This is a genomic window from Nocardia sp. NPDC020380, assembly GCF_044386975.1.
GTDB lineage: Bacteria > Actinomycetota > Actinomycetes > Mycobacteriales > Mycobacteriaceae > Nocardia.
The window spans coordinates 264487-288253 of the sequence record NZ_JBIRVQ010000003.1 but is presented as its reverse complement, the minus strand read 5'-3'; the positions used below and the strand labels follow the sequence as shown (position 1 = coordinate 288253).

Annotated in this window: 23 protein-coding genes and 2 tRNA genes; 15 read left to right on the top strand and 10 right to left on the bottom strand. The window is 66.2% G+C overall.

All coding sequences use genetic code 11. The features are described 5' to 3' along the window. Nucleotides 1-209: 209 nt before the first annotated feature. A complete protein-coding gene (locus ACH438_RS08820) occupies nucleotides 210-1688 on the bottom strand; it encodes a DUF222 domain-containing protein (RefSeq protein ID WP_397002837.1) in 1479 nt (492 codons plus the stop codon). A 260-nt stretch (nucleotides 1689-1948) separates the two neighbouring features. Here ACH438_RS08820 and ACH438_RS08815 point away from each other — a divergent pair, with 260 nt between their 5' ends. Next, nucleotides 1949-2827, top strand: coding sequence for an alpha/beta fold hydrolase (locus tag ACH438_RS08815; RefSeq protein ID WP_397002835.1), 879 nt, complete (start codon nucleotides 1949-1951; stop codon nucleotides 2825-2827). Here ACH438_RS08815 and ACH438_RS08810 read toward each other — a convergent pair. Both ACH438_RS08810 and ACH438_RS08805 read right to left on the bottom strand, forming a co-directional pair. Continuing rightward, nucleotides 2824-3480: a class II aldolase/adducin family protein gene (locus tag ACH438_RS08810; protein WP_397002833.1), complete on the bottom strand. Its 657-nt coding sequence runs from the start codon at nucleotides 3478-3480 to the stop codon at nucleotides 2824-2826. The two genes, ACH438_RS08815 and ACH438_RS08810, sit on opposite strands and share 4 nt — an antisense overlap. Nucleotides 3481-3507: 27 nt before the next feature. Next, nucleotides 3508-4188 (bottom strand): nitroreductase family protein, encoded by a 681-nt coding sequence (locus tag ACH438_RS08805; RefSeq protein ID WP_397002831.1) that lies wholly within the window; start codon nucleotides 4186-4188, stop codon nucleotides 3508-3510. 82 nt (nucleotides 4189-4270) lie between these two features. On the opposite strand from ACH438_RS08805, the gene ACH438_RS08800 reads away from it, so the two are divergent. Continuing rightward, the gene (locus tag ACH438_RS08800; protein WP_397002829.1) at nucleotides 4271-4732 is read left to right on the top strand and encodes a winged helix-turn-helix transcriptional regulator; all 462 of its coding nucleotides are present in this window, start codon (nucleotides 4271-4273) and stop codon (nucleotides 4730-4732) included. 22 nt (nucleotides 4733-4754) lie between these two features. Then, nucleotides 4755-5267 carry a GNAT family N-acetyltransferase gene (locus ACH438_RS08795; protein ID WP_397002827.1) on the top strand — a complete coding sequence of 171 codons (513 nt, stop codon included), beginning with the start codon at nucleotides 4755-4757 and terminating at the stop codon, nucleotides 5265-5267. On the opposite strand, the gene ACH438_RS08790 is transcribed toward ACH438_RS08795, so the two are convergent. Continuing rightward, nucleotides 5264-5707: a MarR family winged helix-turn-helix transcriptional regulator gene (locus tag ACH438_RS08790; RefSeq protein ID WP_397002825.1), complete on the bottom strand. Its 444-nt coding sequence runs from the start codon at nucleotides 5705-5707 to the stop codon at nucleotides 5264-5266. The two genes, ACH438_RS08795 and ACH438_RS08790, sit on opposite strands and share 4 nt — an antisense overlap. A gap of 91 nt (nucleotides 5708-5798) precedes the next feature. On the opposite strand from ACH438_RS08790, the gene ACH438_RS08785 reads away from it, so the two are divergent. Then, the gene (locus ACH438_RS08785; protein ID WP_397002823.1) at nucleotides 5799-6194 is read left to right on the top strand and encodes a nuclear transport factor 2 family protein; all 396 of its coding nucleotides are present in this window, start codon (nucleotides 5799-5801) and stop codon (nucleotides 6192-6194) included. Here the strand turns inward: ACH438_RS08785 and ACH438_RS08780 are convergent, their stop codons facing one another. Both ACH438_RS08780 and ACH438_RS08775 read right to left on the bottom strand, forming a co-directional pair. Next, the gene (locus ACH438_RS08780; protein WP_397002821.1) at nucleotides 6195-7262 is read right to left on the bottom strand and encodes an MBL fold metallo-hydrolase; all 1068 of its coding nucleotides are present in this window, start codon (nucleotides 7260-7262) and stop codon (nucleotides 6195-6197) included. A 98-nt stretch (nucleotides 7263-7360) separates the two neighbouring features. Then, complete coding sequence (locus ACH438_RS08775; RefSeq protein WP_397002819.1) at nucleotides 7361-8068, bottom strand: dihydrofolate reductase family protein; 708 nt, start codon at nucleotides 8066-8068, stop codon at nucleotides 7361-7363. Between the two features lie 272 nt (nucleotides 8069-8340). Between ACH438_RS08775 and ACH438_RS08770 the strand changes: the two genes are divergently transcribed. Next, a complete protein-coding gene (locus ACH438_RS08770; RefSeq protein WP_397002817.1) occupies nucleotides 8341-9444 on the top strand; it encodes an ATP-binding protein in 1104 nt (367 codons plus the stop codon). Between the two features lie 1197 nt (nucleotides 9445-10641). Continuing rightward, complete coding sequence (locus ACH438_RS08765; protein ID WP_397002815.1) at nucleotides 10642-10860, top strand: cold-shock protein; 219 nt, start codon at nucleotides 10642-10644, stop codon at nucleotides 10858-10860. On the opposite strand, the gene ACH438_RS08760 is transcribed toward ACH438_RS08765, so the two are convergent. Further along, nucleotides 10838-11641, bottom strand: a complete 804-nt coding sequence (locus tag ACH438_RS08760; RefSeq protein ID WP_397002813.1) for a DNA polymerase beta superfamily protein — start codon at nucleotides 11639-11641, stop codon at nucleotides 10838-10840. The two genes, ACH438_RS08765 and ACH438_RS08760, sit on opposite strands and share 23 nt — an antisense overlap. 783 nt (nucleotides 11642-12424) lie before the next feature. Between ACH438_RS08760 and serA the strand changes: the two genes are divergently transcribed. The 3 genes from serA (at nucleotide 12425) to ACH438_RS08745 (ending at nucleotide 15635) form a co-directional block, all read left to right on the top strand. Beyond that, nucleotides 12425-14023 carry a phosphoglycerate dehydrogenase gene (serA, locus tag ACH438_RS08755; protein ID WP_397002811.1) on the top strand — a complete coding sequence of 533 codons (1599 nt, stop codon included), beginning with the start codon at nucleotides 12425-12427 and terminating at the stop codon, nucleotides 14021-14023. 195 nt (nucleotides 14024-14218) lie between these two features. Beyond that, nucleotides 14219-14536 carry a hypothetical protein gene (locus tag ACH438_RS08750; RefSeq protein ID WP_397002809.1) on the top strand — a complete coding sequence of 106 codons (318 nt, stop codon included), beginning with the start codon at nucleotides 14219-14221 and terminating at the stop codon, nucleotides 14534-14536. Between the two features lie 91 nt (nucleotides 14537-14627). Continuing rightward, the gene (locus ACH438_RS08745; protein WP_397002807.1) at nucleotides 14628-15635 is read left to right on the top strand and encodes a 3-isopropylmalate dehydrogenase; all 1008 of its coding nucleotides are present in this window, start codon (nucleotides 14628-14630) and stop codon (nucleotides 15633-15635) included. A gap of 256 nt (nucleotides 15636-15891) precedes the next feature. On the opposite strand, the gene ACH438_RS08740 is transcribed toward ACH438_RS08745, so the two are convergent. Then, nucleotides 15892-17070 (bottom strand): MFS transporter, encoded by a 1179-nt coding sequence (locus tag ACH438_RS08740; RefSeq protein ID WP_397002805.1) that lies wholly within the window; start codon nucleotides 17068-17070, stop codon nucleotides 15892-15894. Nucleotides 17071-17397: 327 nt separating this feature from the next. On the opposite strand from ACH438_RS08740, the gene ACH438_RS08735 reads away from it, so the two are divergent. The 4 genes from ACH438_RS08735 to ACH438_RS08720 all read left to right on the top strand — a co-directional run bounded on the left by ACH438_RS08735 (nucleotide 17398) and on the right by ACH438_RS08720 (nucleotide 19982). Next, nucleotides 17398-18171 (top strand): fumarylacetoacetate hydrolase family protein, encoded by a 774-nt coding sequence (locus ACH438_RS08735; RefSeq protein ID WP_397002803.1) that lies wholly within the window; start codon nucleotides 17398-17400, stop codon nucleotides 18169-18171. 13 nt (nucleotides 18172-18184) lie between these two features. Then, the gene (gltX, locus tag ACH438_RS08730; RefSeq protein WP_397002801.1) at nucleotides 18185-19678 is read left to right on the top strand and encodes a glutamate--tRNA ligase; all 1494 of its coding nucleotides are present in this window, start codon (nucleotides 18185-18187) and stop codon (nucleotides 19676-19678) included. Between the two features lie 102 nt (nucleotides 19679-19780). Beyond that, nucleotides 19781-19852, top strand: a tRNA-Gln gene (locus tag ACH438_RS08725). Between the two features lie 57 nt (nucleotides 19853-19909). After that, nucleotides 19910-19982, top strand: a tRNA-Glu gene (locus ACH438_RS08720). Between the two features lie 51 nt (nucleotides 19983-20033). On the opposite strand, the gene ACH438_RS08715 is transcribed toward ACH438_RS08720, so the two are convergent. Further along, nucleotides 20034-20531: a pyridoxamine 5'-phosphate oxidase family protein gene (locus ACH438_RS08715; protein WP_397002799.1), complete on the bottom strand. Its 498-nt coding sequence runs from the start codon at nucleotides 20529-20531 to the stop codon at nucleotides 20034-20036. 198 nt (nucleotides 20532-20729) lie between these two features. Then, the gene (locus ACH438_RS08710) at nucleotides 20730-21431 is read right to left on the bottom strand and encodes an IclR family transcriptional regulator (protein WP_397002797.1); all 702 of its coding nucleotides are present in this window, start codon (nucleotides 21429-21431) and stop codon (nucleotides 20730-20732) included. 136 nt (nucleotides 21432-21567) lie between these two features. On the opposite strand from ACH438_RS08710, the gene leuC reads away from it, so the two are divergent. After that, nucleotides 21568-22992 (top strand): 3-isopropylmalate dehydratase large subunit, encoded by a 1425-nt coding sequence (leuC, locus tag ACH438_RS08705; protein WP_397002795.1) that lies wholly within the window; start codon nucleotides 21568-21570, stop codon nucleotides 22990-22992. A gap of 76 nt (nucleotides 22993-23068) precedes the next feature. Further along, nucleotides 23069-23677 carry a 3-isopropylmalate dehydratase small subunit gene (leuD, locus tag ACH438_RS08700; protein ID WP_397002793.1) on the top strand — a complete coding sequence of 203 codons (609 nt, stop codon included), beginning with the start codon at nucleotides 23069-23071 and terminating at the stop codon, nucleotides 23675-23677. The last annotated feature ends 90 nt before the right edge of the window (nucleotides 23678-23767 follow it).

Here is a 23767-nt window from a genome sequence, read left to right as displayed (position 1 = left end):
GACAGGTCGCCGGTCCACAGGGTTGGCGCCAAGCTCCGAGCCCGGAGTCAAGGATGGACTCGATCCCTTCGTCGGCGATGGGTGATTGTGTGGCAGTGGAAGTTTGGCGCACTGGCTGTCGGTCGGCGTGCAGCTCGTGAGCATGCTCGTACCCCGGCCACATATCTGGTGGCCGGAGATACGGGCATTGCCGAATGCCGTTGTGGCGGTTACGTCTGCAAGCGGCTCGGGGAGCGTGGGTTCGTGTGGCAGCGCTGACCTCGTAACCGCGTGTGGCGGGCACGTGCCGCGGTTGTCACGCGTGCGATTTGTTCCTCTGGGTGATGGCGATGATTTACTCGCGCTACCCCGGACGGGTCTATGTGCGTCGGGGCGATCCACCCGGTGCGGCCCGGGAACTGTGAATCCTTGCCCATGACTACGGTTTTCCAGCCGTTGTCGCTGTCGTTGACCAGGGCGTGGCAGTGATCGCAGGCGAGGGTGAGGTTGTCGATGTCGGTGGGGCCGCCGTCTGCCCATTCGGTGATGTGATGGACCTGGCACAGTGCGGCGGGAGCATCACAGCCGGGACGGGTGCAGCCACGTTCGGAGGCGATGAGTGCGTACCGTTGCGCCGGGGTGGCGAGCCGTTCGGAACGACCCATGTGCAACGGCATGCCATCGTGGTTGAACAGGGCCAGGATCGGCTTGGACTTCTCCGCCAACCGCAGGGCGTCGGGGATCGAGACGTGTCCCCCGGAGGCGGTAGTGGCAATGCCCGCAGCCTCTTCCAGCTCGGCCAGGCTCATGGTGATGATGGCCTGTACCGGGACACCCCGATGCGTACCCAGCTTGCTTGCCGACACCTGCGGGGCCAGCAACCCCAGCAGGGCGTCGTGATTGCGTTGAGCGGCATCACGACGGTCACGAGCGGCCGCCGCGTCCAAGGTGTTGGAGTCGATTCCCTTGGTGGTGTGGGGGCTGTGCGGGTCGTCGGGGTTGCACATGCCGGGGCGGGCGAACTTCGCAAGCACCGCATCGATCACAGCCCGCACTTCGGGAGTCAGCCAGCCCTCTACGTAGGACATGCCGTCGATCTGCTGTCGGCCCAGGTGGATTCCGCGGCGGCGTTGCTGCACCTCTCGGCAGCAGAACTTTCCCTCCGGATCGACTCGTGCCAGAATCTCGCGGCCGACCCGCGGCAGATCGTCCGGGCAGCAGGAACGGGAGAGCTGGACCAGGATCTCCTCCACCGTGCCCCGATCCTCGCCGGGAAGCTCCTCCGGAAGACCCTTCATCACTTCGACGATCCCGCGCACGTGGTCGCGAGAAATCGCGCCCTCGGCGAACGCGGCGCCGGTGGATTCCAGGACGGCGGGCTTGAGATGCCCGTCGATCTCTCGCAGCCGCCCGCACTGGCGCGCCACACTCAACCGTTGCCCGGCCTCGTAGGTGCTCACCCCGAACACAGTGCGCAACAACCCTGTCGGGGATTCCCCGTGCTTGTGTGGCAGCCCTCGCTCCATGGCTTCGACCACGAACCGTGTATCCACCGCCGACAGCTGCCGCTTGCAGGTTTCGAACCGGCGCGCCACCGCCACCAGATCGGCATCCGAGAGCGCGGTGAGGTCCGCGCCGGACACGGCCGCGATCGCAGCAGTCAACTGATCCACCGCCATCCCGATCGCCGCATCCGCGTCTGTGCCCATGCCTCGATTCTACGCTTGCTCGACGACAGAAACCTCGAATTATGTTGTGATATAACGTCTTTCAGACAACCACACTGCGCGACATGCCATCTCGAACGCTCGTCGGCGACAGCTGGTGTCGAGTTTCCACTATGCGCTGTCGCATCGTCTACCTGGAGAACCTCAGCGGTTGCATGAATCTCGAAAGGGACGACGATGTAGAGCGGTACCCTGCGGGAGGATCGCGATGGTGTGGCCGGAGCCGTGCGTTAGCGTGGGCTGTGGCTGCTGAACAGAGTCCGCCCGCCATTGCGGGAGTGCGCCGGAGCTTCGTCGAGGCTCGTGGCATCCGATTTCATGTCACCGAGTCCGGGAGCGGGGTCCCGGTGCTCGCGTTGCACGGGTGGCCGCAGCATCACTACACGTATCGGGACCTGCTCGCGAATCCGCCCGAAGGGATGCGGATCATCGTGCCGGATCTGCCCGGGTATGGGTGGTCGGGTCCCGCGCCGCATCGGTGGGCGAAGGACGATGTGGCCAGCGATCTGTTTGCGCTGCTGGATGCGTTGAAGATCGATGAGAAGGTGTTGCTGGTTGGGCATGACTGGGGTGGGTTTATCGGGTATCGGATGATCCTCGGGGAGCCGGAGCGGTTCAGGGGGTTCCTTGTTATGAATATGGCCCACCCGTGGGTGCCGAGGAATGACCTCTTGCGGCAGAGTTGGCGGTTTTTGGCTTATCAGCCGCTGGTGGCTGGGCTGGGGATGCCGTTGCAGACTCGGACTCGGTTTTTGGATCGGCTCTTCGAGACTGCGGCCAAGGGGGAGAACGCTTTTGACGCGGAGACGGTGGAGATTTTTGCTGGGAGGTTCAGGGATCGGGGCGTTGCTCGGGCGGGGACGGATACGTATCGGACGTTCCTTTTGAAGGAGGTGCCTGGGTCGGCTCGGAACCCGGAGACCCGGCGGGCGACTGTGCCGGTGCGGGCGTTGTTCGGGAAAAATGATGCGGCGGTGCATTATTCGCTGGCTGCGGCTGAGACTGCGCGGGCGGATGACTACACCGTCGAGTACGTCTCTCGGTGTGGGCACTTCATCGTGGATGAGCGGCCTGAGTTGGTGCGGGCCAAGTTGGTTGAGTTGGCGGAGGAGACTGCTTAGAGGGGTTTTGTTGTGCCGTAGGCGGTGCGGAGGGTTACCTCCAGCACCGCTTGTTGCTGTTCGGGGGTGAGTACTCGGGGGGTGCCGAGGGATGCGGCGTCCAGGTACAAGGTGCAGGCCCATTCGAGGAGGAGGGCGTTGTCTACCGCCTCCTTCAGGGTTGAGCCCAGGGTGACTGCGCCGTGGTTGGACAGCAGCGTTGCTTGTTTGCCCGTGGAGAGGGAATCCAGTACTGCGGCAGCTAGTTCGGGGGTGCCGAACGGGTGGAATGGGACTACTGGGGTCGCGCCGCCGAGGGGGAGTTGCTGGTAGTGGAGGACGGGGAGTTCGTTCAGGACGCAGGCGACGGCGGTGGATTTGGGGGCGTGGGTGTGGACTACCGCGGCGGTGGGCAGCGTGCGGTAGATGCCCAGGTGGAGTTCAAGTTCCGAGGTGGGGGCGAGGTCGCCGGAGACGGCCTCGCCGTTGAGATCGACGATGGTGACGTCGTCAGAGGTCAGGTCCGCTAGGACTGCGCCGGTGGCGGTTACGGCTACCCGGTTGCCGAAGCGGAGGCTGACGTTGCCTGCGGTGCCGATCAGGAGGCCGGCGGTGGCCAGGTGGCGGGAAGCCTCGGCTACCTGGGACCGTTCGGGGTGGGCGTTGGTCGGCATGTGGTCAATCTACGAGATCTTGGGGGGTCAGTTCGTGTGCCAGGTGACGGACTGGGCGAGATCTGCTCGGGTGGTGCGGAATCCGTTGGCGGCGTGGTCGGGGTCGGGGTAGCCGAAGGAGATGCCGGCGATGATTTGGCGGTGGGCAGGGATCGAGAAGTACTCGTGGAGGAAGGGGGAGTAGGTCGCGAGGGCTGCTTGGGGTGCGGTGGCTATGCCCAGGCTTTGGGCGGCCAGGAGGAAGGACGTCAGGTAGAGGCCGCAGTCGACCGCGCCATAGACACCCAGGTCGGCTTCCGTGGTGAGGATGGCTACGTGGGGAGCGTCGAAGAGTTCGAAGTTGCGGAGCATTTGGCGGAGGGTGGCCTCGCTATCGCCTCGGGCCACGCCGACTGCCTGGTAGAGGGCTGCGCCGCACTCCTTTCGGCGCTCGCGGAAGACACCGTTGTAGGACGCGGGGAACGGGATGTCCGTGGTGGCGGGGGTGCCTTCGACGTGGGACAGCAGCGCTTTTCGGAAGCGGTCGGTGGCGGTTGCGTCTTCGGTGATCGTGAGGTGCCAGGGTTGGGTGTTGCACCAGCTGGGGGTGCGTTGGGCCAGCTGGAGGATGGATTCGATGGTGTCGCGGGGGATCGGGTCGGGGCGGAAGGCTCGGCAGGTGTAGCGGTCGGCCAGGAGCGATTCGAGGGTGGTGTAGCGGTCTGACATGAGGATCCCCTTTATGGTCGGTCTCGTTTTGAGACCGGAGCAAGTTGGTCTCATATTAGGACCGAATCGGTAGGATCGGTAGATGCGGTATGAGGAGCTGGCCGAGGAGCCTTGTTCGATCACGCGGGCGCTGGTGGTGTTCGGCGATCGGTGGACATTGCTGATCCTCAAGGCGGCCTTCTCGGGGGTGCGGCGGTTCAACGGGTTTCAGAGTTATCTGGGGATCAGCAAGGGGCGGCTGCTGGATCGGCTGGATCGCCTTGTGGAGCACGGAATCCTGGTGAAGCAGCCAGCGGAGACCGGGGCGCACGAGGAGTATCGGCTCACGGACAAGGGGCACGATGTGTACCCGATTCTCATGGCGTTCCGCGACTGGGGCGACGCGCATATGGCGCCGGACGGGCCGCCGGTCTACTACCGGCATCGGGAATGCGAGGGGGAGGCGCATGTGCGGCTCGAATGCGATCGGTGTGGGAGCGAGCTGACGGCCCGGGATGTGACGCCCGAGGCGGGGCCGGGACTCACGGCCGATGCGGCGGGATGACGAGCGGGTTATGGTCGGAGAGGTGTCCGGTGTGATAGTTCGGCCCACCACGGTCGACGATGAGAAGTTCTTGTGGGCAATGCTTTTCGAAGCTTCCCACGCGCGAGACCAGGGTATGGCGAACCCGGACGAGTTGCGGGACGTGCCGGCGCTGACGCGGTACGTCGAAGGATGGGGGCGGCCCGGCGATATCGGCGTGGTCGGCGGCATGGACGGCGTGCTGCTGGGCGCAGCCTGGGTGCGGGTGTTCGACGCGGAGGAATCCGGTTACGGCTTTGTCGCGGACGGGATTCCGGAACTGGCGATCGGGGTGGCGCCGGAGAGTCGCGGATTCGGGATCGGCACCACCGTGCTGTCCGCGCTGCTGGACACGCTGCGCCCGCTCTACCCGGGCGTGAGTTTGAGTGTGCGACTGGAGAATCCGGCGCGGAAGCTGTACGAGCGCCTGGGATTCGTCGACGTCCCCGACTCCGAACACCGCAATCGCGCCGGATCCACCAGCGTCACCATGTACACCGTCTTCGACGCGGACTAGCTGAAAGGTCCCTCGGCCATGAACCGCTGCAGGGAGCGGGCGAACGCCGCCGCTTCCCCGGCGGGCCATGCGTCGAGGCTGTCGGTGATGCGGGCGGCCAGGCGGCGGCGCAGTTCCGCGACCGTGCGGTTGCCCTCATCGGTGAGAACCAGCAGGGATGCGCGGCGATCGGTCGGGTCCGGGTCGCGGCGGATGAGGCCCGCTTCCTCCAGCCGGGTCGCCCGGCGGGTGACGCCCGAACGGTCCAGGCCGACCTCCGCGGCCAGGTCGGCGGCACTTCGCGGCCCGATTCTGGCGAGAGCGCTGAGGATCGGATAGGTCAGTTCGTCGACCGATTCGCCGAGTCCCTCGGTGAGCGCGCTGTAGAGCTGGGTGCGGGTCGTTCGCCGGAGCAGGACGCCGAGGGCGTCGGCGATGTCGTGGCCTACTTCGTTCTCCATGCCGCCACAATAGCGTGCGCGCCGCACGCATCTTGTGCTACCGTCCTCAAGAAGCGTGCGCCACGCACGCACTTGAGAGAAGGAACTCACCATGAGCGCCACGGATATCCACACCGCCCTCACCGACCTGCTGCTCACCCCGGGCCTGCCCCTCGACGAGGCCATCGACCGGCACTTCGCACCCGATTACCGGCAGCGCACCGACGGCAGCTGGGCCGACCGCACCGAATTCGCCGAGCACATCGCGCACCTGCGCACCGTGGTCGCGAACGGCAGCGTCGAGGTGCACGACGAACTCTGCGACGGAACGCGATACGCCGACCGCCACACGATCACCATCACCAAGAAGGACGGCGGCACCGTCCGCTCCGAGGTCTATCTCTTCGGTCACCTCGCCGAGGACGGCCGCTTCCGCGCCGTCGAGGAAGTCACCCTCATGCTCGAAGGCGCCGAAGTCGACCGCGACCTCGGCAGCGCCCGCGGGTAGCTACCGCAGGTCGAAGGTCAGCCGTCCGGGCGCCAGATAATCGTCCCGATCGAGGAGCATGCGGATCTCCGGCCGCGTCTCCTCGGGCAGGCGGGCGAACTCCTCGTGCAGCGGCGTGCGGAACGCCTCCCCGCGAGCCGTGATCAACGGCAACCAGTTGTCATGGTGATTCGGCACGAACACCTTGGGGCGCAACGCCTCCACGTAACTGCGGGGATCGCGCAGGCCGTTGGTGTACTGGTTGAAGCCCTGCACCGCACCGATGTGAACATCCGAGGCGGGCAGCGTATGCAGGACATCCAGCACATGCGGAGCCTTGTCCAGCAGCGGACCCGACGAGTCGTGCCACGTCAGCGTGAAATCGCCCACGCGGAACTGGTAGAGCAGCACTCCGCCCTCCGGAGCGAGCAGGTTGCGGGCCAGATGACCGGCATCGTCGAGAGTCGGTGGGTGCGTGCGGATATCGCAGGGGCACGGGCGTGGGCGCACCGGGGCGGAGGCATGCTCCTCATCGCGAGGCGTGCGACCGGAGTGGATGTGGCGGACAGCGGTCACCGACACTCCGCCGACCTCGAAATCGAAGCGGTCACCGGGCGCCGTCTCCTCGGAACCCAGTTCCTGGCAAGACAATTCGGCGCCGCCGACCTGCTTCCTTGCGGTCGCGCAATGCGAGGGGGTGCCGTGCAGCACGGCCCCACTCGCCAGCGTGATCGGGCCCGCGTCGGCGGCATGGTCGAAATGGCCGTGACCGATGAAGATTCCGGCCGGAGCGAGAGCCGCCACCTCGGTAGGCGTGGTCGGCACGTAACCGGAAGTCACACCGCGCGGCACCCACGCATCGAGCAGCAGCACCGTACCGCCCAGTGCCACAGCGAAACTCGCGCACCCGAACCACGACACGATCACCTGATCGGACCGCACCTCTCCGGTCTCACCATCCACCGCTTCCGCGCCGAAGAAGCGTCGCCGGGCGGCAATAGTGTCCGCGAGAGTCGGCCGGGGGAGCGGTGGCGTCGCGAAACGGCCGGACAACGCGGACAGGCCGCTCGAAATAGGACTGCTCGGCACGCTGATCCCCTTCACGTCTGGCAGGCAGCAGCGCCCGCTGCCGCGCATTCTTCCCGGATCCGGCAGGGCTGTCACGCAAGCGGCGCGAAACCGGACCCTCAGCGGGCGATCTTGCTGAAGGTCAGGTGCGTGACCGCCGGCGTCGATTCCATCCGGCTGCACTCGTAGCCCGGTAGTCGGCCCAGGCCGTCATAGAGCCGCTCGCCGGCGTTGAGCAGGATCGGCACCTGTGCAAGGTGCATCTCGTCGACGAGGCCGGCCTGGAGGTACTGCCGGATGAGGCCGGCCCCGCCGGCCAAGCGCACATCCCGCCCGCCCGCCGCGGCGAAGGCGCGTTTCAGCACAACACACAATGGGTCGTCGGTGAAGCGAAAGACGGTGCCGCCCTCCATATCCAGGTCCGGAGGCGGGTAGTGGGTGACCACGAAGACATCATGGTGATAGGGCGGGTTCGGTCCCCACCAACCGGCCCACGACAGATCCTGCCAATCACCCCGGGAAGGACTGAACATATTGCGCCCCATGATGCTTGCGCCGATATTGGCGTCGCCGGCCTCGGCGTAATCCTGGTCGATGCCGCGCTCGCCGCTCGGCGCCTGGCCGAGCAGCAGCCGCCCGTAATCGGTGTCGAAGAGCCAGGTGTGCAGTTCCTCGCCGTCGACGCCGAGGGGGTGATCCGGCCCCTGCGCTGGCCCGGCGACGTAGCCGTCGAGGGAGATCGACAGGTTGTGGACGCGAAGTTTCGGCATGATCCGCTCCTCCGGGATGGCGGCGATGGCGATGTGCGTATCGCTAGAATGCCTCATGGGTCCGACATTCCGCGGCCGCTTTGCGGGCGTAGAAGAACAGCGGGCCACGGCCGCGCGAACGCCATGCTGCGGCAGCCGGATAGGCGATCGCAGGTCAGCGGAGGTTGCCGAGATCTTGCCGTTGCCATTGGCAATCGGTCGGTGAATGTCGGAACCACACCGTGACCAAGCGGTATGTAAATGTTCAGGCCCTTGTTAAACAACTGGCGTTGCATCGATTTCAGTGGTAGCTGAACGAAGGCTGCCGGTAGGGCAATTGGGGGCCCATCATGTACGAAGGCGTGCATGTGGCCGCGCAAGATCGCGAAGACCACAAGTACACGATGCGCATCAGCCGGCTGGCGATCGACAAGCTCGGCATCCGGCTGTACGACCGAGTCTCGGCGGTATTGGCCGAACTCATCGCGAACTCCTACGACGCCGACGCCACCGAGGTGGAAGTGCTGCTGCCGTGGGGAGTCACCCTCGCCGGAACCGTCCGTGCCGCAGACGAACCCGCCTACGAGATCCACGTCTCCGACAACGGGCACGGCATGACGGCCGAAGAGGTCAACGAATACTATCTGATGGTCGGCTCGGATCGCAGGGTCCGCACCGGCTCCGATCTCTCCCGGGATCGGCGGCGACCGGTCATGGGGCGCAAGGGAATCGGGAAACTCGCGGCCTTCGGCATCTGCCGCACCATCGAGGTGGTGACCGCGGGCAGCAACGACGGGGATCGCACGGCGGAGGGCTGGCCGGTCGCGCACATCGTGATGGATCTCAACGACATGCTCTCCGACACCGAGAGCGATTATTATCCGAAACCCGGTGCGCTGGACGGGACTTTCAGCCACAAGCGTGGGACCACGGTCATCCTGCGTAACTTCTTCCGCAAGCGGGTCAATTCCGGCACTGAGCTGAGCCGGCAGCTGGCGTCGCGGTTCGGCATCGAACGCTCCGACTGGCGGGTCGAGGTGCGCAACACCATCGGCTCGGAGAGCTTCACGCTCAGCGACCTGGCCATCGATGTCATGGAGGAGACCCGCATCGATGTCGGGCGGGTGCCGGTGCGGTTCGGCCGGAACTATCTGCCCATGTCCGGGTGGATCGCGTATTCGAAACAACCGTATCGGGACGAGGCGATGGCGGGTGTGCGCATCTACGCGCGGCAAGATCGTCGCGCAGACAAGGGATTTCGGGATCCCGTCCGGTTTCACCGGCGAGTTCAAACTGCGCTCGTATCTGGTCGGCGCGATCCATGTGGACTGGCTGGACGACGAAGAGGACCTGGTCCGCTCCGATCGCCAGGACATCATGTGGAACTCCCCGCGCGGCGAGGCCCTCGCCCAGTGGGGGCGCGCGCTGATCAAGGAGATCGGCAGGCTCGGTGAGAAATCCATCCGGCGGCGGGTGTGGGAGGAGTTCGTGGACCGCTCCCGCATTCACGAGACGCTGGAGGCCATTGCGCCGGGGGATCGGATGTTCCGGGACTCCGTGCTCGATGCCGCGCGAATCCTGGTGGCGCACAAGGACCGTGCCTCCATGGACGATCCTTCGCACATCGAGAACATGCTGCGGCTGGCGCTGTCGCTGGGCCCGCAACGCAGCCTGCTCGAGACGCTCAAGGAGATCGCCGAGGACGCCGATCCCGAATTGGATGTGGTGGTCGCGCTGTTCGAGCGCGCCCGCGTGGCCGAGATCTACTCGCTCGGCCAGATCGCCAGTGAACGTGTCGCCGTGGTGGATCGGCTGCGCGCTCTCATCGACGATCGGCGCTCCCTGGAACGCCCCTTCCAGGAGCTCATCGAGTCCGCGCCGTGGCTGCTCGCACCGGAGTGGACGCCGCTCGGCATGAACGAATCCCTCAAGCGCGTGCGTGCCAGCTTCGAACGCTGGTACACACAGAAATTCGGCACCCCGCTGACGACCACCACCATCGGCAGCGAGAAGCGGGAACCGGACTTCGTGCTGCTGCACGACTCCGGCGAACTGTGGATCGTCGAGATCAAGCGCATGGACTACCACCTGACCGACACCGAATACAACCGCGCGGTCAACTACCTCTACGAGCTGGACCACTTCCTCGAAGAGAACCCGCGCATCGGCGCCCAATTCCCGCGCCGCCGCCTCACTTTCATCGTCGACCACATCGACCGGCTGGGCCCCGCGTCCCTCTCCTCCCTGGTCAGCGACCAGCGAGTGGACCGCCGCACCTGGCGCGAACTACTCGACTCCACCCTCCGAGCCCACCGCGACTTCCTCGAACGCGTCTACTCCATGCGCGGCGCGGACGAAGAGCCGCAGGAGGGCAGTGCCCGCGCCGGATGAAACAGCGCCCGCGCCGGATGAGCGGGCGCGGACGGGATTTGCCCCGGGGGTAAGGGCGCGGCCGAGGTGCGCGGCCGCAGACCGGGTGACGGCGCTCCGGCCGTCACCCGGGCCCCGGGGCTCCAGCCGGTGTGCGGGTCACACCTGGGGTGGGGCCGGTCCAGCCCTGGGTGAGTGCACGGCGAATTCATGCACGTGACACCATGGGTCGCGGCGCTGACGCGGTCGCGGGCGCTCGGACGGTCGAGAAGGTTTGGAGAATGGTGCACGGCACGGTGAAGTGGTTCGACAGCGAGAAGGGGTTCGGTTTCATCCACCCGGATAGCGGCGGACCCGACGTGTTCGTGGAGTACACCGCGGTCGAGGGCGAGGGGTTCCGGTCGCTCGCCGAGGGGCAGCGGGTGGAATTCGAGGTGCGCCGCAGCAAGCCGGGCCCGGAGGCCGTGACCGTGCGCGTCATCGCCTCAGCTGACGTCTGAAGAACTCCTCCGCCAGCCGGCGTGCGCGATCCCGGCCGGCGATATCGTCCGCGATGAATCGGTTTGCGGCCGCGGTGAACTCGCCGGCGATGAAATCGGTGATGGGCGCGGGTACCGTGCCCGAGCCCATTTCGCGGGTGCGGGACTTCAATTCCGTCAATTCGGTCACTGATTCGCGGAAATCGGCCGTCAATTCGCATTCTTCGAGCAAGGTCGGAAGATGCATGGGCGCGACCGCTTTATCCGGATGTTCGGTGAGCCAGCGCAATGCCATGGCCGGCCGCAGCGAATAGAACACCTTCTTCAGCGACCGGCTGGAATCGAACAGCCGCCACTGCCTGCGGCCCAGATGCAGATAGTGCCGCGCCACCCGGTTGCGGTCCGCGACCGCGTCCGCGAGTTCGCGTAATTCGTCCCGGAATTCGGGCTCGCCGCGGTAGACGATCGGCGACATCACCCATTCGATGAGAACCGCGTTGCCCGCCACCAGGAGTCGCAGCGCCTTCACCAGATCCCAGCCGTTCACATCCAGCAGGCCGATCAGCGGCGTCTCGATGACATCGCGGCCGGGCCACGGGGTGAGGTAGTCGTCGAGCGGCCGGAGGTAGACGAACCTGCAGTCGTAGTCCGAGTCGGGGGAGGGGAAACCCCATGCTCGGCTGCCGCTTTCGATGGCGAGCAGCACTCCGGCGCCGTGCTCGCGCTCGATCCGGTCCAGTTCGCCGTCGATCGTCGCGACCACCGCGGGGTCCATGGACGAGGGGATGGAACGCAAGGTCATGGACGGTGAGGCTAGCCGCCGCGCCGCGGCCGGTCCACGCGATAGCCGTCGCCTATGCCCCTATAAGTAGGGGCGTGATTTGCCTGTTATAACGGCGTGCCAAGTGCCGCATATGAACTGGCGCACACAATCCAAAGACTGTGTGCTGCATCACATCACGCTATCGACTCGTAACGATCACGAAATGCACCCCGATATGCGGGTTGTCAGACAGTTCGATCAAGTATTTGCAAGGAAGGCAATCTCATGATCCCCGTTATCATCGACACCGGTTCCGCTGCCCTCAATGGCGTTCTGAGCACCGGCAGTGCCGCGCTGAACGGCCTGCTGAGCACCCTGTGGACCGGCTCCTTCGGCGGCTGATTCGCTGATTGTCGACAAATTCGACTTCTGAAGACCGGCCTCGGACCCGCAGCTCCGAGGCCGGTCTTTTGCTGTGTCCGGGGCCTGTCGGCGGCAATTCAATTCCGTTCCGAATGCCTATGATTCGCTGAGTATCGGCTCGATCCGATTGCGGTGCTTTCGTTCCGGCGGCGCGTGCGATGCTCCGGATTGATCTCGGTCCGCGGCCGCCGCGCGTCGGCGCCGACCGCTGTCCGGTCGCCCGCGGTGCGCGACCGCCGCCAAATCTGGGCGTCCGACCAGAAAATTCCTGGGATGTATATGATTCCCCAGGTCAACGCTTTGATGGCAACTGCCTACCAGGCGGTAAAGCGCCCCGATTTCCCGCCCATTAAGCTGACGCCCGTAAATCCCGGATCTCTTCCACAGGAGTACCCCACAGTGAGCCAAGCAGGCCGTCCTGTTGTTCTGATCGCCGACAAGCTCGCCCAGTCGACCGTCGACGCGCTCGGCGACGGCGTCGAGGTTCGCTGGGTCGACGGCCCCAACCGACCCGAGCTGCTCGCGGCCGTTCCGGAAGCCGATGCGCTACTGGTGCGTTCGGCCACCACCGTCGATGCCGAGGTGCTGGAAGCGGGCAAGAACCTCAAGATCGTCGCCCGCGCGGGCGTCGGCCTCGACAATGTCGACGTGCCGGCCGCCACCGAGCGCGGCGTCATGGTGGTCAATGCCCCGACCTCCAACATCCACACCGCCGCCGAGCACGCCGTCACCCTGCTGCTCTCGGCCGCCCGGCAGATCCCCGCCGCCGACGCCACCCTGCGCGAGCACACCTGGCAGCGCAGCAAGTTCAACGGCGTCGAGATCTTCGGCAAGACCGTCGGCGTCATCGGCCTGGGCCGCATCGGCCAGCTCTTCGCCCAGCGTCTCGCCGCCTTCGAGACCAAGGTCATCGCGTACGACCCGTACACCTCCCCGGCCCGCGCCGCCCAGCTGGGCATCGAGCTGCTGACGCTGGACGAGGTGCTCGAGCGCGCCGACTTCATCTCCATCCACCTGCCGAAGACGCCCGAGACCAAGGGCATGCTGAACGCGGAGACGCTCGCCAAGACCAAGAAGGGCGTCATCATCGTCAACGCCGCCCGCGGTGGGCTGATCGACGAGCAGGCGCTCGCCGACGCCATCACCTCGGGTCACGTGCGCGCCGCCGGCATCGACGTGTTCGAGACCGAACCGTCCACCGACAGCCCGCTGTTCGAGCTGCCGCAGGTCGTCGTCACCCCGCACCTGGGCGCCTCCACCGCCGAGGCCCAGGACCGCGCCGGCACCGACGTCGCCAAGTCCGTGAAGCTCGCCCTCGCCGGTGAATTCGTGCCGGGCGCGGTCAATGTGCACGGCGGTTCGGTCAGCGAGACCGTCGCCCCGTGGCTGGAGATCGTGCGCAAGCAGGGCGCGCTGCTCGGCGCCCTCGCCGACGAGCTGCCGGTCAGCCTGGAGGTCCAGGTGCGCGGCGAGCTCTCCTCGGAAGCCGTTGAGGTGCTGGAACTTTCGGCCCTGCGCGGCGTCTTCTCCGCCCTGGTCGAGGACTCCGTCACCTTCGTCAACGCCCCGCAGCTGGCCAAGGACCGCGGCCTCGAGGCCACCGTCACCACGGTGACCGAGAGCCCCACCCACCGCAGCCTGGTCGACCTGCGCGCCGTGTTCGGCGACGGCCGCACCCTGAACGTGGCCGGCACCCTGACCGAGCCGCACCAGGTGCAGAAGATCGTCAACATCAACGGCCGCAACTACGACATGCGCGCCGAGGGCCTGAACCTGGCCGTCCTCAACTACGAGGATCGCCCGGGCCAGCTGGGCCGCCTCGCCACCCTCCTCGGTGACGCGGGCATCGACATCCTGGCCGCGCAGCTCACCCAGGACCTGCACGAGCCGGGCGCCACCGTCATCCTGCGCGTGCAGGAAGACGTGCCGGCCGACGTCCAGGCCACCATCGCCGAGGCCGTCGGCGCGTCGAAGGTCGCCCAGGTCAACCTGGACTGACATTCGAGAGTCCAAGCAGCACGCCCCCTTCCACAGCAGCGGAAGGGGGCGTGCTGCGTAGGTGACAACTGATCTCGTGAGAATCGGGGTAACTCGTCGGGTACGCCCGAAATCGGTTCGGCAGCCAGCCGCCGGTCCGCATGCGAGACTGGTGGCGGCACTTTGCCGCGCGCTGGAGTCTCGGGGAGGCGGGTTGTGAGAGGCAAGACGCCGCCGACCGAGCCGCTGACCGCGCGGGAACGGCGCAATCTGCTGGTCGGGTCCGCGATCATGGTCGCGGTGCTGGCGGTCGGTGTGGCGGCGTGGATGGTGCTCGATCATCGGCCGAACTACAGCCGATCCGGAAACGGTTGTGTCACAGTACAGTTCGCCGGAACCATGGGCGGATCGCAAGAGCATGCCTGCGGAGACAAAGCGCAGCAGTGGTGCAAGTCCGAATATGCGAAGCAGGACACGGAAGCCGAGCGGGTGCAGGCGCAATGCCGCCTCGCCGGAATCCTCCCGTCCCAGTGACTGAGAACGGTTTGCCCTGGTGGCAGCCCCTAAATCCACACCGGCTAGGGTGACGAACGGACTCGCCTAGATCCGAACGGAGCATGAATTCATGAAGCTGGCTGTCATCCCCGGCGACGGTATCGGTCCCGAGGTCATCGCCGAGGCCCTCAAGGTCCTCGATGTCGTGGTGCCGGGTGTCGAGAAGACCGAATACGACCTGGGTGCCAAGCGGTTCCATGCCACCGGTGAAATCCTCCCGGACAATGTTCTCCCCGAACTCAAGCAGCACGACGCCATCCTGCTCGGCGCCATCGGCGACCCCTCGGTGCCGTCCGGCGTGCTGGAACGCGGCCTGCTGCTGCGCACCCGCTTCGAGCTGGACCACCACGTCAACCTGCGCCCCTCCAAGCTGTACCCGGGCGTCACCAGCCCGCTGGCCGCCAACCCGGACATCGACTTCGTGGTGGTGCGCGAGGGCACCGAGGGCCCGTACACCGGTACCGGTGGCGCGATCCGCGTGAACACGCCGCACGAGGTCGCCACCGAGGTGTCCACCAACACCCGCTTCGGCATCGAGCGCGTGGTGCGCTACGCCTACGAGAAGGCCCGCCAGCGTCGCAAGCACCTGACCCTGGTGCACAAGAACAATGTGCTCACCTACGCGGGTTCGCTGTGGAAGCGCACCGTCGACGAGGTCGGCACCGAATACTCGGATATCGAAACCGCTTACCAGCACATCGATGCCGCGACCATCCACATGGTCACCGACCCGGGCCGCTTCGACGTGATCGTCACCGACAACCTGTTCGGCGACATCATCACCGACCTGGCCGCCGCCGTCTCCGGTGGTATCGGCCTCGCCGCCTCCGGCAATATCGATGCCTCCGGCGTGAATCCGTCCATGTTCGAGCCGGTGCACGGCTCCGCCCCCGATATCGCCGGCCAGTCCAAGGCCGACCCGACCGCCGCCATCCTCTCGGTCTCGCTGCTCCTGAACCACCTCGGCAAGACCGAGGAAGCGGCCCGCATCGAGGCCGCCGTCGCCAAGGATCTCGCCTCCCGCACGGCTCCGGCTTCCACTGTGGAGGTCGGCAACCGCATCGCCGCGGCGGTCTGACAGTCGTATTGCGGATCACCCCTGTGCCCGGACTCGTTCGGGCACAGGGGTTTTCTGTACGACCGGGCCCCGGAACAGGGTGATTCGCCGATGGTATTGCGAAACCACCTGGGGCAGTGAGACATATCGCACCATTGCATTCGGATGCGAAAACGTAACGGGGGCAGACATTCCGGATTTGCGGGGGGATCAGCACACAGCGGCGGGCCCCCGCGCTCGGACTCGGATGCGGGGGCCCGTGGCTGGGAGGTTCCTGTCAGCGGGAGTCTCTGGGGACCAAGGGGATCGCGGCCGCGGCGATGACGGCGGCCAGCACGTAGGTGATGGAGAAGCCGGCCGCGGTGATGAGGGCGCCGAAGACCGGCGCCACGGCCGCCATGGCCAGGTTCTGGCCGGTGTTCTGAATACCCAATCCGCGGCCCGACCAGTACGGTCCGGCGATCTCGGCCACCGCGGTGAAGGCCAGGCCGTTATCGGTGACCGTGATGACCGAGGCGGCGATCAGGATCGGCACCGCCAGCCACCACCAGTGCGCCCAGGAGGTGAAGCCCAAGGCGGCCATGGAGATTGCGGCCGCGACGGCGACGATCCGTAGCGGGCCCAGCCGGCTGCCCACTTTGTCCGACCACTGGCCGGCGCCGATACGCCCGGCGGCGCCCAGGAATTGGATGGCGGTCATCAATGCGCCGGCAGCTGGTAATGACCAGCCCAGGTCACGATGCAGCCACAACAAGGCGAAGGTCCACAGCGTGCCCTGCGGGATCACCAGCAACAACGAGACCATGTGTATACGCCACAGCGTCGAATCCCCACGATAGGGATTAACGGGACGGCCTGTGTCGCCGGTGATTTCGGGCCGGGGCGGATCGACGATGCCGATCAGGCAGGCGATCGCGCCGACGCCCGCCATCACCGCCGGTACCAGAATGGCCGTCGAGAACCCGTGTGCCGCAGCGACAGCCGGAATGGTCAGGGCCGCGATACCGACACCCACGGGCTGGGCGGTCTGCCGGATTCCCAGCGCCAGCCCGCGCCGATGCGCCGGGAACCAGCCCACGATGACGCGTCCGCTGGCGCCGTTGGTGCTGGCCGCGCCCAGGCCGCCGATGAACAGCAATGCCCCCAGCACAACGTAGTTCGTCACGGTGGCGGCGGCCACGCCCGCGATCAGCATGATGGCCGGACCGGCCACCAGCACCTTGCGCTCGCCGATGCGGTCCATCACGTAACCCCAGGCGATCAGCGTGCAGACCAGCCCCACAGTCGGCATGGCGACCAGCAGACCGGCAGTGGCCAGCGACATTCCGCGTTCGGTCAGCGCCGGCAGCAGGAAGGGCGTGCCGTTGATGAAGACCGCGCTGGCGGCCTGCGAGAAGACGCCGAGGCCCAGCATGGTCCACCGTCTGGTCGTGCCGATCTGCGTCACGGTGGCCATGGCCCTCACCTCATGTCTCACTATGTGGAACTGATGTCCTATACTTTGAACACCGGGCCCTACGTTACACCTGAGGCGCAAGGTGATTTCAGTGGCACGCTGTCTATTTGCTCACACTCCGTATCTGATCTTGTTCGAGCCCTTGCGGAGACTGAGTTGCCTTGCGTATAAGTCCTTTCCACATTTCCGGCGACCCGATGCGGGCCGGTATGCCACCGGTCCCCGGAAGCATGCGGCGCACCCCGGCCCGGGCCCGCGCGCCGGCTCCCGCGCCCCCGTGGTCGGGCGCGTTCGGGCAGGTCGAAGCCGGTCGATAGGATGCTGACCATGCGCCTAGGTCGAGTTGCAAGCCCAGATGGAGTCGCTTTCGTCAGCGTCGAAGGCGACGGCGATCAAGCCGTCGTACGGGAAATCGCCGAACATCCGTTCGGCACGCCGACGTTCACCGGTCGCAGCTGGCCGCTCGCCGATGTGCGCCTGCTCGCCCCGATCCTCGCCAGCAAGGTGGTGTGTATCGGCAAGAACTACGCCGCGCACGCCGCGGAAATGGGCGGCCCCGCCCCGGCCGACCCGGTCATCTTCATGAAGCCGAGCACCTCCATCATCGGCCCGAACGCCTCGATCGTGTTGCCGCCCAGCTCTTCTCAGGTGGACTACGAGGGCGAACTCGCCGTGGTCATCGGCCGCCCCTGCAAGGACGTGCCCGCCGCCCGCGCCGCCGACGTGATCCTCGGCTACACCGTCGCCAACGACGTCACCGCGCGGGATCAGCAGAAGTACGACGGCCAGTGGACCCGCGCCAAGGGCTACGACACCTTCTGCCCGCTCGGCCCGTGGATCGAGACCGCGCTGGACCCTTCGGATCTGGAGATCGTCACCGAGCTCGACGGCGAGGTGAAGCAGCGCAGCCGCACTTCACTTCTCCTGCACGATATTCCGAAGCTGATCGAATGGGTATCCACCGTGATGACCCTGCTCCCGGGCGATGTCATCCTCACCGGCACCCCCGAGGGCGTCGGCCCGGTCAAGGAGGGCCAGACCGTCTCGGTGACCGTCGAGGGCATCGGCACCCTCACCAATCCCGTTGCCGCCAAACGCTGATCGAGAGAGAGAAATGACTGACGTCCGGGTCCGATTCTGCCCGTCACCCACCGGCACACCACATGTCGGACTGGTCCGCACCGCCCTCTTCAACTGGGCGTACGCGCGGCACCACGGCGGCACTTTCGTTTTCCGCATCGAAGACACCGACGCCGCACGCGATTCCGAGGAGTCGTACGCCGCGATTCTCGACGCGCTGCGCTGGCTCGGCCTGACCTGGGACGAGGGCCCGGAAGTCGGCGGCCCGTACGGCCCGTACCGGCAATCACAGCGTCGTGACATTCATCTCGATGTGGTGCAGCGGCTATTGGCGGCCGGGGAGGCCTACGAATCCTTCTCCACGCCTGAGGAAGTCGAGGCCCGGCACAAGGCCGCCGGCCGCGATCCCAAACTCGGCTACGACAATTACGACCGGGACCTGACCACCGAGCAGATCGCCGCCTACCGGGCCGAGGGCCGGGGCGCGGTGGTCCGCCTGCGCATGCCCGACCACGACCTCACCTGGCACGACCTGGTGCGCGGTGAGACCACCTTCCGCGCCGGTGTGGTCCCCGACTTCGCACTCACCCGCGGTAATGGCGATCCGCTCTATACGCTGGTCAATCCGGTCGACGACGCGATGATGAAGATCACCCACGTATTGCGCGGCGAAGATCTGCTCTCGTCCACTCCGCGGCAACTCGCCCTGTACGACGCGCTGAAACGGATCGGGGTAGCCGAGTTCACCCCCGAGTTCGGACATCTGCCGTTCGTGATGGGGCAGGGCAACAAGAAGTTGTCCAAGCGTGATCCGGAGTCGAATCTCTTCCACCATCGCGACCGCGGGTTCATTCCGGAGGGTTTGCTGAATTATCTGGCGTTGCTCGGCTGGAGCATCGCCGATGATCATGATCTGTTCTCCATGACGGAGATGGTCGAGGCCTTCGATATTGCGAAGGTTAATTCGAACCCGGCACGTTTCGACCAGAAGAAGGCCGACGCGCTGAACGCCGAACATATTCGGTTGCTGACCCCGGGTGATTTCGCTCACCGGCTCCGGGAGTTCCTCACGAATCAAGGTCATATCGGCGCCGAGATCGACGAGCGGCTCTTCGAAACGGCAGCCGATCTTGTACAGACGCGCATCGTCGTTCTGAGTGATGCGTGGGATCTCCTGAAGTTCCTGTTCATCCGCCCCGAAGACTTCGTCATCGACGAAGCCGCCAAGGAAAAGAACCTCGGCGCCGATGCCGGACCCGTTCTGCAGGCGACGGTAAAGGCGCTGGAAGGCGTTTCGGAATGGACCGCGGCCGCGCTCGAAGAGGCGCTCAAGACCGCGCTCATCGACGAGCTGGGCCTCAAGCCGCGCAAGGCGTTCGCGCCCGTCCGCGTGGCCGTCACCGGTTCGCACATCAGCCCGCCGCTGTACGAGTCGATGGAACTGCTCGGCCGCGAGGTGTCCATGGACCGCCTCAACGCCGCGCAGGCACAGACGGCCTCGAACCAGCGTCCTAAAAACCGGCTCTGACCAGCCGATTTGTATATGACCGGTACCGGCCTGCTAATCTTCTTCTCGGTTCGAACGAGGCCGGGAAGCACTCACGAGGTGCAGGCCGAGTGTCCGGATCATTGGGGTATGGTGTAATTGGCAACACAGCTGATTCTGGTTCAGCCATTCTAGGTTCGAGTCCTGGTACCCCAGCTGCGAGCGCCGAAAGGCGCTCGATTGTTGTGAAGCCCAAGTGGTTACGCAACTCCTGGTCCCGTCGTCTAGCGGCCTAGGACGCCGCCCTCTCAAGGCGGTAGCGCGGGTTCAAATCCCGTCGGGACTACAAAAGCGAAGGCCCCCAGCAATGCTGGGGGCCTTCGCTGTTTCTGTCCTCTTATTTGCCGGTTACGGTGCTGCCGCCCAGCGGCATTGCCGGCAGGCCGAGTTTGCGGTGGTCCCAGCTGCGGGTGCGCTCGGGGACGATGCGAATGGCCACGCGCTTGTTCAGCATGGCTTCGACGTACGGTTTGGCATCCTCGCTGTAGGGGCCCGTGTAGCGCTCCCAGACGCTGATACCCACCTTGAACAGGGCGTCGGGGTCGTCGACGATCTCCGCGCGGCCTTCGATGGAGACGCCGCGCAGCTGGTCGTAGGTGTCGCCGGTTTCGACCATCACAGTGACGCGGGGGTCGCGGCGCAGGTTCACGGCCTTCTGCGACTTCGCCTTCGTTTCGAACCAGATTTCGCCGTCTACCAGGCCGTACCACATCGCGGTCAGGTGCGGCCGGCCCGTGGCGCTCAGGGTGGCGAGCGTGATGATGCGATTGCTCTCCAGAAATTCGCTGATCTCCTGGTCGGACATCACGATCTGAGCGCGTTGATTGACTCCCATGGACCGACTGTAATTTACGCCGTATGAGCCCGGTCACACGGTTGAGTCAACTCTCGGAACTCGCGGCTCCACCTCCCTGCGCCGGGGCTTCGCCCCCGAACCCCCCTCGAGCCGAGTTGCTCGTGGGGGACGGGAGGCCGCTGTGGCTGTGGGTGTGGCAGGGGGTACCCAGGGCCTGCCCCACGCCCTGATCGCCCGTCAGAGGCGCTTGTGGAGGGCGTCGGCGGCGGCCACCAGGTCGGCGGCCCAGCGGGCGCCGGGGCGGCGGCCCATGCGGTCGATGGGCCCGGAGACCGAGACGGCGGCGACCACCGCGCCGGCGGCGTCGCGGACGGGGGCGGAGACGCTGGCCACGCCGGCGGCGCGTTCGGCGGCACTCTGCGCCCAGCCGCGGCGGCGGACCTCGGCCAGGGCGCGTTCGCCGAAGACGGCCTCGGGGAGGACCGTGCGCTGGAGTTCGGGATCTGCCCAGGCCAGCAGGACTTTCGCGGCCGAGCCGGCGGTCAGCGGGAGGCGGGCGCCGATGGGGACGGTGTCGCGCAGGCCGGCGGCGGGTTCCATGGCGGCGGCGCAGACACGCGAATTGCCGTCGCGGCGGTAGAGCTGGACGCTCTCGCCGGTGATCTCGCGCAGGCGCGGCAGGATGGTGGCGGCGGCGTCCAGCAGCGGGTCGCTGGCGGTTGTCGCCAGCTCCGACAGGGCCGGGCCGGGACGCCACAGGCCCTGGCTGTCGCGGGCCAGCATCCGGTGCACCTCGAGGCCCACGGCCAGGCGATGGGCGGTGGCGCGGGGCAGGCCGGTACGGGTGCACAGCTCGTTGAGGCCGCAGGGTTGCTCGGCCACCGCGTGCAGGACCGCCATGGCTTTGTCCAGAACCCCGATGCCGCTATGCTGTCTCATAGAACGATATTAGCGTCTCACATGTCGGGAAATGCAAACCGGGCTCACCCGCCCGGGCGGCGCCCGGCCCCAATCGGGACGCGAGCCCCCGCGTCACAGCCCGATGCGGGTTTGTCTATCGAGAGGTGATGGAGATATGGCCGACCGGCCACGCACTCTGGCGGAGAAGGTCTGGGACCAGCACGTCGTCGTTCGCGGCGAGGGTGAGGGCGCGAACCGCGAACCCGACCTCATCTACATCGACCTGCACCTGGTGCACGAGGTCACCAGCCCGCAGGCGTTCGACGGCCTCCGCGCCGCCGGCCGTCCCGTGCGCCGGCCGGATCTCACCATCGCGACCGAGGATCACAACGTCCCCACCATCGATATCGACAAGCCGATCGCGGATCTCACCTCGCGCACGCAGGTCGAAACACTGCGCCGCAATTGCCAGGAATTCGGTGTGCGCCTGCACCCGATGGGCGATATCGATCAGGGCATCGTGCACGTGGTCGGCCCGCAGCTGGGCCTGACCCAGCCGGGAACCACGGTGGTGTGCGGTGATTCGCACACCTCCACGCACGGCGCGTTCGGCGCGCTGGCCATGGGTATCGGCACCTCCGAGGTGGAACACGTACTGGCGACACAGACTCTGTCGCTGCGCCCCTTCAAGACCATGGCCATCAATATCGACGGGCAGTTGCCCGAAGGCGTCACCTCCAAGGACGTGATCCTCGCGGTCATCGCGCAGATCGGCACCGGCGGCGGTCAGGGCTATGTGCTGGAGTACCGCGGCGAGGCCGTGCGCGCCATGTCCATGGAGGCCCGGATGACCATGTGCAACATGTCGATCGAGGCCGGCGCCCGCGCGGGCATGGTGGCTCCCGACGAGGTCACCTATGAATTCCTGAAGGGCCGCCCGCACGCCCCGCAGGGTGCGGACTGGGATGCCGCGGTGGCCGCCTGGGACGCGCTGAAGACCGAGGAGGGCGCGGAATTCGATGTCGAGGTGCATCTCGACGCCTCGGCGCTGACGCCGTTCGTCACCTGGGGCACCAACCCGGGACAGGGCCTGCCGCTGGGTGAATCGGTGCCGGACCCGGAGCAGATCTTCGACGAGAACGAGCGCGCGGCCGCCGAGAAGGCGCTGCAGTACATGGATCTGAAGCCGGGTACGCCGCTGCGTGAGGTGCCGGTGGACGCCGTTTTCGTGGGTTCGTGCACCAATGGCCGGATCGAGGATCTGCGTGCCGTCGCGGACATTCTGCAGGGCCGCAAGGTCGCGGACGGTGTACGCATGCTGATCGTGCCCGGTTCCATGCGGGTGCGCCTGCAGGCGGAAAAGGAGGGCCTGGGCGAGATTTTCACGGCCGCGGGCGCGGAATGGCGCCAGCCGGGATGCTCGATGTGCCTGGGTATGAACCCGGATCAGCTTTCGCCCGGTCAGCGCTGTGCCGCGACCTCGAACCGGAACTTCGAAGGGCGCCAGGGCAAGGGCGGTCGCACGCATCTGGTTTCGCCGCTGGTCGCGGCGGCCACCGCGGTGCGGGGAACCCTGTCCTCACCTGCGGATCTGAACTGATCCCGGGCATTTCCCGGGCATTCCAGGTCAGCGGCAGCCAGCCCTCTTCGGCCACAACAGACTCAGGAGAATCACGATGGAAGCCTTCAAGGTCCACAAGGGGATCGGCGTTCCGATGCGCCGATCCAATGTCGACACCGATCAGATCATTCCGGCCGTCTATCTGAAGCGCGTTACCCGAACGGGTTTCGAGGACGGTCTGTTCGCCGCATGGCGGGCGGATCCGAACTTCATTCTGAACGTCGAGCCCTACAACCGGGCCAGTGTGCTGGTCGCCGGTCCGGATTTCGGTACCGGATCCTCACGTGAGCACGCCGTTTGGGCCTTGAAGGACTACGGGTTCCGGGTGGTCATCTCGTCCCGGTTCGCCGACATCTTCCGCGGGAACGCGGGCAAGGACGGCCTTCTGACGGCTCGGATGGCGCAGAGCGATGTGGAATTGCTCTGGAAGTTGCTCGAGGAACAGCCCGGTTTGGAATTGACTGTGGACCTCGAGACACGCACCGTGGCGGCCGGAACGGTCGTGTTGCCGTTCGATATTGACGACTACACGCGGTGGCGTCTGCTGGAAGGGCTGGACGACATCGGGCTGACTCTGCGGCACGAGGACGAGATCACCCAGTTCGAAAACGCAAGGCCGACATGGAAACCCGCTACCATTCCGGCCCGTATTTCGCAGACGTAATCATTGATGGCGGTTAGCTGAACACCCTCTAACCCGGTAGCTGGGCGTGTGCCATGTCTCATCAAAATAGGCGTGGCACATAGACTCTTG